This window comes from Amphritea sp. (assembly GCF_016744155.1).
In the GTDB taxonomy this organism is placed as follows: Bacteria; Pseudomonadota; Gammaproteobacteria; order Pseudomonadales; family Balneatricaceae; genus Amphritea.
On sequence record NZ_JADGEW010000007.1, the window covers coordinates 153,886 to 165,639 of the forward strand.

13 protein-coding genes are annotated in these 11,754 nt (G+C 47.3%); all 13 read left to right on the forward strand.

What is annotated here, in order from left to right; genetic code table 11:
- Window positions 1-34: 34 nt before the first annotated feature.
- The 13 genes from iscA to der all read left to right on the forward strand — a co-directional run bounded on the left by iscA (window position 35) and on the right by der (window position 11,540).
- A complete protein-coding gene (gene iscA / locus QZZ54_RS08465; RefSeq protein WP_290701544.1) occupies window positions 35-358 on the forward strand; it encodes an iron-sulfur cluster assembly protein IscA in 324 nt (107 codons plus the stop codon).
- 28 nt (window positions 359-386) lie between these two features.
- On the forward strand, window positions 387-929 hold the full coding sequence (gene hscB / locus QZZ54_RS08470; protein WP_290701547.1) for a Fe-S protein assembly co-chaperone HscB: 543 nt from the start codon (window positions 387-389) through the stop codon (window positions 927-929).
- Window positions 930-935: 6 nt separating this feature from the next.
- Window positions 936-2,810, forward strand: coding sequence for a Fe-S protein assembly chaperone HscA (hscA, locus tag QZZ54_RS08475; RefSeq protein WP_290701549.1), 1,875 nt, complete (start codon window positions 936-938; stop codon window positions 2,808-2,810).
- Window positions 2,810-3,148, forward strand: coding sequence for an ISC system 2Fe-2S type ferredoxin (gene fdx / locus QZZ54_RS08480; RefSeq protein WP_290701552.1), 339 nt, complete (start codon window positions 2,810-2,812; stop codon window positions 3,146-3,148). The genes hscA and fdx overlap by 1 nt, the downstream gene beginning before the upstream one ends.
- Window positions 3,149-3,174: 26 nt before the next feature.
- Window positions 3,175-3,375, forward strand: a complete 201-nt coding sequence (iscX, locus tag QZZ54_RS08485) for a Fe-S cluster assembly protein IscX (RefSeq protein ID WP_366645318.1) — start codon at window positions 3,175-3,177, stop codon at window positions 3,373-3,375.
- A gap of 165 nt (window positions 3,376-3,540) precedes the next feature.
- Window positions 3,541-3,948 carry a nucleoside-diphosphate kinase gene (gene ndk, locus QZZ54_RS08490; RefSeq protein WP_290701558.1) on the forward strand — a complete coding sequence of 136 codons (408 nt, stop codon included), beginning with the start codon at window positions 3,541-3,543 and terminating at the stop codon, window positions 3,946-3,948.
- Between the two features lie 53 nt (window positions 3,949-4,001).
- Entirely contained in the window at window positions 4,002-5,135 is a 1,134-nt protein-coding gene (gene rlmN / locus QZZ54_RS08495; RefSeq protein ID WP_290701562.1) for a 23S rRNA (adenine(2503)-C(2))-methyltransferase RlmN, read from the forward strand.
- A 40-nt stretch (window positions 5,136-5,175) separates the two neighbouring features.
- The gene (pilW, locus tag QZZ54_RS08500) at window positions 5,176-5,937 is read left to right on the forward strand and encodes a type IV pilus biogenesis/stability protein PilW (RefSeq protein WP_290701564.1); all 762 of its coding nucleotides are present in this window, start codon (window positions 5,176-5,178) and stop codon (window positions 5,935-5,937) included.
- Window positions 5,934-6,887, forward strand: coding sequence for a RodZ domain-containing protein (locus QZZ54_RS08505; RefSeq protein ID WP_290701566.1), 954 nt, complete (start codon window positions 5,934-5,936; stop codon window positions 6,885-6,887). Before pilW ends, QZZ54_RS08505 begins: the two co-directional genes overlap by 4 nt.
- Window positions 6,888-6,916: 29 nt before the next feature.
- Window positions 6,917-8,182 carry a histidine--tRNA ligase gene (gene hisS / locus QZZ54_RS08510; protein ID WP_290701568.1) on the forward strand — a complete coding sequence of 422 codons (1,266 nt, stop codon included), beginning with the start codon at window positions 6,917-6,919 and terminating at the stop codon, window positions 8,180-8,182.
- A 47-nt stretch (window positions 8,183-8,229) separates the two neighbouring features.
- Window positions 8,230-8,877 carry a tetratricopeptide repeat protein gene (locus QZZ54_RS08515; RefSeq protein ID WP_290701588.1) on the forward strand — a complete coding sequence of 216 codons (648 nt, stop codon included), beginning with the start codon at window positions 8,230-8,232 and terminating at the stop codon, window positions 8,875-8,877.
- 3 nt (window positions 8,878-8,880) lie between these two features.
- Window positions 8,881-10,029: an outer membrane protein assembly factor BamB gene (gene bamB, locus QZZ54_RS08520; protein ID WP_290701570.1), complete on the forward strand. Its 1,149-nt coding sequence runs from the start codon at window positions 8,881-8,883 to the stop codon at window positions 10,027-10,029.
- 95 nt (window positions 10,030-10,124) lie between these two features.
- Window positions 10,125-11,540 carry a ribosome biogenesis GTPase Der gene (gene der, locus QZZ54_RS08525; protein ID WP_290701573.1) on the forward strand — a complete coding sequence of 472 codons (1,416 nt, stop codon included), beginning with the start codon at window positions 10,125-10,127 and terminating at the stop codon, window positions 11,538-11,540.
- The last annotated feature ends 214 nt before the right edge of the window (window positions 11,541-11,754 follow it).

Here is an 11,754-nt window from a genome sequence, read left to right on the forward strand (position 1 = left end):
ACTGAGCTCAGGGCTCAACGGAGTAAGCGGATTCATGGCAATTACAATGACACCTGCTGCGTCTCAGCATGTTAGCAAATATTTACAGTCCAGAGGGCATGGGCTGGGTATACGTTTGGGTGTGCGTACTTCAGGCTGCTCAGGCATGGCTTATGTGCTGGAATTTGTTGACGACACCCAGGATGAAGATGAGGTGTTTGAGACCGAAGGTGTTAAAGTGATTATTGATCCGAAAAGTCTTCTATATCTTGATGGTACAGAATTAGACTTTGTTAAAGAGGGTCTTAACGAAGGGTTTAAATTTATTAATCCTAACGTTAAAAATGAGTGCGGATGCGGCGAAAGCTTTAACATTTGAGTTCCTATCTTCTTTATCTGCTGGCTATATGATGGATATTACCCAGAACTATTTCGAATTTTTAGCTCTGCCGGTGACTTACCAGCTAGATCTACAATCGTTATCTGAACGAAGCCGGGAGCTGCAAAAAACGCTGCACCCGGATCGTTTTGCTCATCTTTCGGATCGGGAGCGCAGGCTCTCGGTGCAATATACTGCTTATCTTAATGAAGCGGTGTCTACTCTGAAAAGTCCCCTGACTCGTGCTCAGTATTTGTTGAAAATGGAAGGTATTGATACTTTCTCTGAAACGCAGGTTCAACTTGAGCCGATGTTTTTGATGCAGCAGATGGAGCTTAGAGAAGGGCTTGAATCTGTTCGCGAGGCGTCAGATCCTGATGCTGAGCTGATGGCCTTGCAAGCGACGGTTGATGGTGAGATGAAAGGGTTGCGTAGTCAGTTTGATGGTTTCTATCAACAATCCACTCCAACCTCCCTTGATGCTGCCGCTGTCTGTGTCAGAAAAATGCAGTTTATTGATAAACTGGGCCGTGAAATTGAGGCTCTGGAAGATCAACTTTTCGATGAATAAATAAATATGGCGTTATTGCAGATTGCAGAACCGGGACAGAGTCCTGAGCCCCATCAGCGAAAGCTGGCGGTAGGCATTGATTTAGGTACAACTAATTCGCTTGTTGCTTCCGTCCGCAGTGGCGAGGCAGCCACTTTGCCGGATGAAGGGGGTAGTCACCTGTTGCCCTCTGTTGTGCGTTATACCGATCAGGGGGTTGTTGTTGGGCAGGCTGCTTTGGCGCAAGCTTCGGTTGACCCTTTCAATACCATTATGTCCGTTAAGCGATTGATGGGCCGTGGCGCGGTAGATCTGAAGGGCCTACAGGGTGAGGCGGTCTACCGTTTTGCTGATACTGACGGTGGTATGCCTTATCTGCAGACGGTTGCCGGTGATAAAAGTCCTGTAGAAATCTCAGCGGAGATTCTTAAAACGCTTAAGGCCCGTGCCCGGGCTTCTCTGGAAGGAGAGTTGGAGGGCGCGGTGATTACCGTGCCGGCTTATTTTGATGATGCTCAGCGCCAGGCAACTAAAGATGCGGCCCAGCTTGCTGGAATAAAAGTACTGCGTCTGCTGAATGAGCCGACTGCCGCAGCAGTGGCCTACGGTTTGGATCAGGGTGCTGAGGGTGTTATCGCCGTTTATGACTTAGGTGGTGGTACTTTTGATATATCCGTTTTGCGGCTCAATAAAGGTGTTTTTGAAGTTCTTTCTACCGGAGGTGATAGTGCCTTGGGGGGGGATGATTTTGATCTGGCGCTTGCGCAGTGGTTTTTGCAGCAACTAGGCGGCGCTGAAGTGATTGCTGGTGAGTCTCGTTACCTGACTGAGAAGGCGCGCTGGACTAAAGAGCGTCTGACTGAGAATGAAACGGTGGTTGTGGATCTGGACCACGCGGGTCAGAAAGTTTCTTTGGAAGTAACCCGGGAGTTGTTTGATGGGTTAGTGGAACCGCTGGTCAATAAAACCGTCAGAGCTTGTCGTCGCGCGTTGAGAGATGCTGGCGTGAGTACTGATGAAGTGCTCGAAGTTGTAATGGTTGGCGGTAGTACCCGGATGCCGGTTGTTCGCGCTCGGGTGGAGCAGTTTTTTGAGCGTCAGCCGCATATTGATATTGATCCGGATCGCGTTGTAGCGGTGGGTGCTGCGATTCAGGCAGATGTGCTGGCGGGAAATAAACCTGACAGTGAGATGCTGCTGTTGGATGTGCTGCCGCTGTCTTTAGGTCTCGAGACTATGGGTGGATTGGCTGAGAAAGTTATTCACCGCAATACATCGATACCTGTTGCACGTGCTCAAGAGTTTACAACTTACCAGGACGGTCAGACCGCAATGATGGTTCATGTTGTGCAGGGTGAGCGTGAATTGGTTGATGATTGTCGCTCTCTGGCGCAATTTGTTTTGCGCGGGATTCCTCCGATGGCTGCTGGTGCGGCTAAAATTCGGGTTGCGTTTCAGGTAGATGCCGATGGTCTGTTGAGTGTTTCTGCGAAAGAGCTGTCGACAGGTATTGAAAGTGAAATTCAGGTGAAGCCTTCTTATGGTTTGGCTGATAATGAGATTGCTGAGATGCTTAAGGCGTCTTACAGTTGTGCTGAAGGAGATATGGCTGCGCGTAACCTGCGTGAACAGCAGGTGGAAGCTGATCGCTTGCTTCACTCACTTGAACAGGCTATTTCAGCAGATGGCACGCAATTGTTATCTGAAGAAGAGTTAGTTCACCTGCAAGAACAGATGGTTGTTTTGTTTAGCCTTCGTAATGGTACAGATTCCGCTTTGATTGAGCAGGGTGTGAAGGTGTTAGCTCAGGTTAGCGACTTCTTTGCTGCTCGACGTATGGATCTGAGTATTAAGAATGCCCTTAAAGGGCACAGTATTGATGAGATCGAGGGAGATTCCTGATGCCACAGATTATTATTTTGCCCCATGAAGAGCTTTGTCCGGACGGTATGGTGATCGAAGCAGAGGCGGGCGAGACTATCTGTGATGCTGCTTTGCGTGAAGGGATAGAGATAGAGCATGCCTGTGAAAAGTCCTGTGCATGTACTACCTGTCATGTGGTTGTGCGTGAAGGGTTTGGTTCGTTAGAAGAGTCCGATGAGCTGGAAGACGATATGCTGGATAAGGCCTGGGGGCTGGAGCCTGAATCACGCTTAAGTTGTCAGGCGGTGGTTGCTGATGAAGATATTGTGGTGGAAATACCTAAGTACACCATCAATCAAGTTTCTGAAAGACATTAGCTTAGCGCTGAAATCGTTGGTAGGAGATCGCTATGAAGTGGGTAGATGTTTACGATATTGCTATCGAGCTTGATGAAAAGTATCCGGATACTGATCCGTTGACTGTGAGTTTTCCCGATCTTTATGAGTGGGTTATGGCTCTTGAAGGTTTTGATGATGACCCTGATCGGTGTGGAGAGAAGGTGTTGGAAGGAATTCAAATGGCCTGGATCGAAGAACGTCAGTGAATGATTGTGAAAAAGCCCGCTAATGCGGGCTTTTTCATCTCTGGGAGTGCTGTTAAGTGAGCAGGCCTTAGCGTATAATTGCGCGTTTTCTTTTTCTAAGAAGCCTGAGACTTTAGTCTGTGGGCTTCGTAATGCCCTGAACTTTATACTGAGGATGAATAGCACATGGCTATCGAACGTACTTTTTCTATCATTAAGCCTGATGCAGTAGCAAAAAATGTTATTGGTAAAATCGTTTCTCGCTTTGAGTCTAACAGCTTAAAAATTGTTGAGATGCAGCTGAAGCAGTTGTCTCGTGAAGAAGCTGAAGGTTTCTACGCTGAGCATAAAGAACGCCCTTTCTTTGGTGATTTGGTTGAGTTCATGACCTCTGGTCCTGTTGTTGTTCAAGTGCTGGAAGGTGAGAACGCAATCGCCCTGAACCGCGAGCTGATGGGTGCTACTAACCCACAGGAAGCTGCTGAAGGTACTATTCGCCGTGATTTCGCTCAGTCAATTGATGCAAATGCTGTACACGGTTCTGACTCTGCTGCGTCTGCAGAGCGCGAGATTGCTTACTTCTTCGGTAAGTAATCCCTGCGGGCCGCTATTTGGCGGCCCGTCATTTCATGAAAGTTGAGGCCGTTATGACCGAATCCATCAAAAAAACTAACCTGCTAGGGTTCTCGCCAAAGAAATTGGAAGAGTTCTTTGTCAGCATTGGCGAAAAGCCTTTCCGCTCGACACAGGTGCTGAAATGGATTCATCAGTTTGGTGCTAGCAGCTTTGATGAAATGACTAATATCAGTAAGGCATTGCGCGAGAAGTTGAGTGAGGTGTCTGAAATTCGTGAACCTGAAGTGTTGGTTCAGAATATCTCTAAAGACGGTACTCGTAAGTGGGTTATACAGCTGGATGGCGGTTCTGCTGTCGAGGCAGTATTGATTCCTGAAAATGGACGGGCGACCCTCTGTGTTTCTTCTCAGATTGGTTGTTCTCTGAATTGTAGTTTCTGTTCGACCGGTAAGCAGGGTTTCAATCGAAATCTGAGTGCTGCCGAAATCATTGGCCAGGTTCGGGTTGCTATTCGCTCCTTCGGGCCCTTTGATCCCTCTGGTAATCGCCGGGTAACCAATGTCGTTTTGATGGGAATGGGTGAGCCGTTGATGAACTTCGATAATGTTGTCGATGCGATTCACTTGATGATGGAAGATAATGCCTACGGTTTATCTAAGCGTCGGGTAACCCTGAGTACCGCCGGTGTCGTTCCGCAAATTGATAAGCTGGGAGAGGTTACAGATGTGTCTTTGGCTATCTCTCTGCATGCCCCAAATGATGAGTTGCGGGATCAGTTAGTTCCGATAAACAAGCGCTATCCAATTAACGAATTGGTTGATGCATGTAATCGTTACATGGACGGTTTAAACGATAAACGAGTGATTACGGTCGAATATACTATGATGGCCGGGATTAATGATCACCCAAGTCAAGCAAAACAGTTGGTTAAGGTGTTAAAGCGTTTACCCTGCAAGCTAAACCTAATACCATTTAATCCGTTTCCTAACTCTGGCTATGAGCGCCCGGATGACGATACTATTCAAGCCTTTAAAATGGTGATGGTCAAAGCTGGAATTATAACGACAGTGAGACGTACCCGGGGTGATGATGTTGATGCCGCTTGTGGTCAGCTGGTTGGCCAGGTAATAGACCGAACCCGCCGCAGTGAAAAGTATATACCGTTAAAAGATGCGACAGGGGTGCAGCAGGAGCCCTCTCGTTAATTGATAGAATGTAAAGCTATCTCGCCAGGAGTAAATAAGATTGAAAGGTTATCTGATAATACTGATTAGTCTGATTATCTCGGGTTGTGCGAGTCAGGAAGTTACAACGTCTGAACAAAATGCTCCACAAGCGTCGCAGGCCTATAGTTCTTTGGGTATGCAATATTTAAGCAGTGGCGATACTGCAAATGCTAAAGTCGCTTTTCAGCGTGCGATTGCAATCAATTCTGATGGCGCTGAGGCCTATAACGGTTTGGCGATGGTGTTTCAGATAGAAGATGAGCCAGAACTGGCTGAAAGCTATTTTCAAAAAGCTATCTCTGCAGAGCCTGATAGCGCCATGATGCATAATAACTACGGTGCTTTTTTATTCAGCTTAGAGCGCTATTCCCAAGCCTGTAAAGAATTGGCTCGTGCCACAGAAGATCCCTTTTACAATCAGCGAAGTCAGGCGTTTGAAAACCTGGGGCGCTGCTACCTGCTGATTGAGCGTCTCGATGCTGCAGAGCATGCGTTTAAGCGCAGTTTGAAGCTTAATCCTAATCGTCCCACAGCGCTGTTGCAGTTATCAGACGTACTGATTCAAAAAGATGAGTTAGAAGCGTCTGTTAGTTACTTCGAGCAGTTCAGAGCGATGGTTGATGATAAGAGGGTGCAGCATAGTGCTCAGAGCCTCTGGTTAGGTGTGCAAATATCCCGATTGCAGAACCTCGGTGTGAACGCTGCTACCTATGGTTTGATTCTTAAAAATATGTTTCCTGAGTCAGAAGAGTATCGTCAGTATAAGGAGTCGACTCTGTGAGTAATGATCAGTCGCTGAATCAAGATGGTGAAGGGCAGGTGTTTCCAACTGCTGAGCTTATTGCTGCAAGAGAGCAGGAGGGTTTGTCTCAGAAGGATGTTGCCCATGAGTTGAGATTATCAGATAAATACATTGATTCTCTAGAACGTGCTGCGTTTGAAGAGTTACCGAGTTTGGTCTTTGCCCGGGGTTATATTCGTTCCTATACCAAATTACTGAAGCTGGATGAAGAACGCTTTCTGATCCACTTCGATGCGATGTACGGTCGTTCGAAGTCCGCGCCTAATATTCGTTCTGCTCCTGGTATGCAATCATCAGCCCGTCTGAGTGATCCGATGATTAAGTGGTCAACCTGGATCTTTTTATTAGTGATCATCGCTGCAACTGTTTGGTGGTGGAAAACTCAACAAGGGGTTGATCAGTCTTTATCTCAACTGCCTGTGACGCAGTCGGTAGAGGTAGAGTCAACGGATGGAACTACTCTGATTGTGCAGCCTGTTCAGATAGAAAAACCGGTTGAGGCATCAGGGAGTGGAGAGCTGTCTGTTGTTGGAGAGTCTGAGATACTGCCTTCAGGTGAGATATCAATACCTCTGACGGTTACTGAAGCGGCGCTAGTAGATACGCAGGTTACAGATGTGGTTGCTGAGCAGCCGGTTGAATTAAAGCCAGTAGAGACGATAAAGCAGCAAGCGGGCAGTGCTGAAGGAGCACTACGTATCACTTTCGTAGATGAGTGCTGGGTAAGCGTAGAAGATAGTACCGGAGAGGTGCTTGCAATGCGGGTTAAGCCTGCAGGAAGTGAGCTGTCTGTTTCGGGTGTAACGCCGCTTAAAGTGTTGCTGGGAAGAGCGAATGCTGTGGGCGATGTGATTTTTGATGGAAAATCTGTGAAATTTGACCGTAATATCCGCTCCGGTGTGGTGCGTTTAAATTTGCCGCAAAGTTAATATAGAATTAGTCGATTAGGTATTAAACATTGGCCAAAATAAAAGCCATTCGTGGAATGAACGATATTCTGCCAGACCAGACGCCGGTGTGGCAGTTTCTGGAAAATAGTGTGAAATCAGTGCTCAGCGCTTATGGATATTCAGAAATTCGTATGCCTATCGTCGAGCAAACAGATCTTTTTAAGCGTTCTATCGGGGAAGTTACTGATATCGTAGAGAAAGAGATGTATACCTTTGATGACCGCAACGGTGAAAGTCTGACTCTTCGTCCGGAAGGTACCGCCAGCTGTGTTCGTGCTGGTGAAGAGCATGGTTTACTCTTTAATCAGACGCAACGGTTATGGTATCAAGGGCCGATGTTCCGCTATGAAAAACCTCAAAAAGGTCGTTATCGCCAGTTCCATCAGATCGGAGTAGAAACCTTCGGTATGGCTAGTGCCGATATTGACGCTGAAGTCATTATGCTCAGCGCAAGGCTATGGAAGGAGTTAGGGGTTCTTGATTCGGTTACTCTCCAGCTTAACTCGCTGGGGAGTAATGAAGCTCGGGCAGAGTATAAAGATGCCCTGGTTGCTTATCTGACTGAGCGTAAAGATAAGCTTGATGAGGATAGTCAGCGCAGATTAACCACTAATCCATTGAGAGTGTTGGATAGTAAAGATCCTCAAACTCAATCGTTGCTTGATGATGCGCCTTCTTTAGCCGATTATCTTGATGACGAATCTCGTGAACACTTCGCTGATCTGTGTGGCATGCTGGATCAGGCGGGAATAACTTATGAGCTAAATCCGCGATTAGTCCGTGGTCTGGATTATTACTGTAAAACGGTTTTTGAATGGGTGACCGATAAATTGGGTGCTCAGGGTACCGTTTGTGCAGGTGGGCGCTATGATGGCCTGGTAAAGCAATTGGGTGGCAGGCCTACGCCAGCCGTCGGCTTTGCCATGGGTATAGAAAGATTGATTCTGCTGTTGGAAACTCTGGAGGTCGTGCCGGAAACTCTAAGGCAGCCATTTGACCTTTATCTGGCAGCAGAGCATAAAGGATTGCAGAACCGGTTAATGGTACTGGCTGACCAGTTACGGGACAAGTTGCCTGGGATGCGAATTCGGGTACACTGCAGCGGTCTTAAGAATATAAGTAGTAAGGCGAGACAGACAGGTGCTCCCTGGGTAGTGTTGATTCGTGAAGAAAACGACTCTCTGCTTGCCAACCTGTGGTATAACTCTGAACCAATTTATGACATTCAGGTCGATAACCTGAGTGGGTTGCTGCAGCAGCAGTGGCAGGCATAATTAGCAATACAATAAGCGAATACGATTAGGAGCGAGCTGTGTCGGAAATGCGCACTGAAGAAGAACAGGTTGAGGCGTTAAAAGGCTGGTGGAAAGAGAACGGTAAGTCTCTTCTATTAGGGGTTGCGCTGGCGCTGGCCATTGTATTCGGCTGGAAAGGCTGGGAAAGTAATCAGCGTGTTACTGCAGAGAACGCGGCAACTGTTTACCAGAGTTTGGTGCAGGCTGTAGCGTTGGCAAGCGGCCCGCAGTCAACGGATGAGCAGCGAACAACGGCCTCTCATCTGGCTAAAAGCCTGAAGGAAGATTACAGTGATACCGCCTATGCGCACTTTGGTGCTTTGTTTGCGGCTCGTCTTTCTGTTGATGCAGGTGATTATGCGGCAGCCATCAGTGAGCTTGACTGGGTTTTGGGTCAATCTCAAGATAGCGTCATGAAAACTGTAGCGACTATGCGTAAAGCACGGGTAATGGCGGCTATGGGTAATGCAGGTGATGCTATCTCTCTTCTGGATGCGCTTAAAGAATCAAGTTTCAGCGTTAGCCTGGCAGAGTTGAAGGGCGATCTTTATCTACAGCAGGGTGAGCTTGATAAAGCACGTAGTGCTTACCAATCTGCAGCAGCAGATGCGCCTCAGGGTGCTCGGCCTCTCCTGGATATTAAGCTTGAAAGTTTGGCTGCAGAAGGGAATTAACAGATGAAACAGTTATGTCGACTTGCACTGATCTCAATTAGCGTTCTCAGCCTTTCCGCTTGCGGTTGGTGGGGCGGTGAAGTTGAAATCGAGCCTGCTGAACTGGTGAGCTTTGACGCTGAAAAGAAGGTAGAGGTTCTTTGGAAAACTTCCGTAGGCGCTGGATTGGGTGAGAAGTTTAATAAGCTTAGTTTGGCGGTTAACGAGAACGTTATCTATGCTGCGGATGTCGAGGGTAAAGTTTATGCCGTCGACCGTGCTGATGGCAAAGTGATCTGGAATATTGATCTTGAATCGACTATTGCCGGTGGCGTAGGTGTTGGTCCGGCTCATGTTGCGGTGACTACCGAGCCAGGTGAAGTGATTATGCTAAATGCTGTTGATGGGACAGAAATGTGGCGTCAGCAGTTAAGTAGTGAAACCCTTAGTCCGGTTCAGATGAATACTGATCTGGCTGTTGCTCAGTTGCAGAATGGCAAACTGGTTGCTATGGATCTGAATACCGGTGAGCGTCGCTGGACTTATGATAGCCAAATTCCTCGTTTAACGTTGCGCGGAACTAGTGCCCCGATAGTAGCTTCAAATGTGACTATTGCAGGCTTTGCAAATGGTAAGTTGATAGCTGTTCGAAATGATACCGGGCTTGAGCTATGGCAGCGTCGTATTACTGTTGCTGAAGGTAAAACGGAATTAGAGCGGCTAATCGATATCGATGCCCGCCCACTGTATATTGATGGCGTGATCTATATTGTTAGTTACCAGGGGAAACTGGTTGCTGTTAGCGCTGCAGATGCTCAGATCTTATGGTCTCAGAAGGCTTCTAGTTATCAAAGTTTGTCGGCAGGTTTTGGTAACATATATGTGAGCGAAGAGAATGGTTTTCTTCAGGCATTCGATCAAAGCAGTAGCGCCAGTGTTTGGCGTCAGTCTGCATTAGAATATCGCCAAATTACGGCACCTGCTGTGCTAGGTAATACTGTCGTTGTAGGTGATTTTGAAGGTTACCTGCACTTTATGTCTCAGGTGGATGGACACTTTGTTGCGCGTTATCAGGCTGACTCAGCTGGTGTTCGTGGAGATATGGCTGTTGAGGGTAATGTTTTGTACGTGTTGGGCAACAGTGGTCGCCTGAGTGCATTACAGCTTAATTAACTTATGCGCTAGAAATCGGGCGGCTACCTGCTATATCAGGTAGCCGCCATTTTGCTTTATGTAATAACGCTTTTTTATATAATTGGTAACTAAATATGCTTCCGGTAATTGCTCTCGTTGGTCGCCCAAATGTGGGTAAATCGACACTGTTTAACAGGCTGACAAGAAGTCGCGACGCGCTCGTTGCTGATTTGTCGGGTCTGACTCGTGACCGGAAGTATGGTGAAGGTCGTCTGGGAGAGCGGGATTACATGGTGGTAGACACCGGGGGTATTTCCGGTGATGAAGATGGTATTGATTATAAGATGGCTGAGCAGTCACTGTTAGCTATTGATGAAGCTGATATCGTGCTATTTCTGGTTGATGGTCGTGCAGGGCTCAGTCCTGCTGATGAGATGATTGCTGATCATCTGCGTCGTTGTGAAAAAGAAAGTCATGTTGTCGTCAATAAGACCGATGGTCTTGATCCTGATGTAGCGATGGCAGATTTTTACGGACTAGGTTTATCTGAACCGTTGCCAATTGCGGCATCCCATGGACGTGGTGTGACTCAGTTAATCGAGCATGTTTTGCAGGATATTCCTTTGCGGGAAGAGACTGAAGAAGATGAAGAGTGGCTGCGTCAAAAGAAAATAGCGATCGTTGGGCGCCCAAATGTGGGTAAGTCGACGTTGGTTAACCGTATTTTGGGCGAAGACCGTGTAGTTGTATTCGATGAGGCAGGAACTACGCGGGATAGTATCTATATTCCTTTTGAGCGTGATGGAGAGCCGTACACATTAATCGACACCGCGGGTATACGTCGGCGTAAGAATGTGACCGAAGCAGTAGAGAAGTTTTCAATTATTAAAACGCTTCGGGCGATCAAAGATGCCAATGTCGTGGTGCTGGTCATTGACGCTCAGGAAGGTGTGTCCGACCAGGATCTGCATATGTTGGGTTATGTGCTTGATGCGGGTCGTTCATTGGTAATAGCTCTGAATAAATGGGATGGCATGACCGGCGAAGATAAAGAGGTTGTGCGAGAGCAGTTACGTCGTCGCCTTGAGTTTGTTTCTTTTGCTCGAATGCATTTTATCTCTGCTTTACATGGCAGTGGCGTAGGCAACCTGTTTGGCTCGGTTGATGAAGCGTATGGCTTCGCCATGATGAAATGGCCAACAAACAAGCTTACGCGGATGTTGGAAGATATCGTTGCTGACCATCAGCCGCCATTGGTAAATGGTAATCGCATCAAGCTGCGTTATGCTCACCAGGGTGGCTCTAATCCGCCGGTTATTGTAATTCACGGTAACCAGACCAACTCGCTACCGGGTTCCTATAAACGTTATTTGGAAAATAAGTTCACAAAAGTGTTGGGTATCAAGGGAACGCCGTTGCGCTTTGAATTCAAAAGCAGCGAAAACCCATTCAAAGATAAAAAGAATGAGCTTTCTAAACGGCAGGTGATGAAAAAACTGCGCCAGAAGCTTCATAATGACAAGCAGAAGAAAAAAGGAAAGAAGAGATAAAAATCTTGAGTAGCAAGACGCGACTGCGTCGCTTGCTAGGATTTAGATACTTCGTTCGCTAGAACAAATATAGAACCGCCGTTAGGCGGTTTTTTTGTTTGAAGGTCGGAGCTTCTCCAGCAGGTTTCTCTTACAGTGTCCGTTGTCACACCGCCTCTTAAAAAGGCTCTCCTAGCTACGAGCAAGCGGCGAAGCCGCGTCTAGCCAGTCGCGA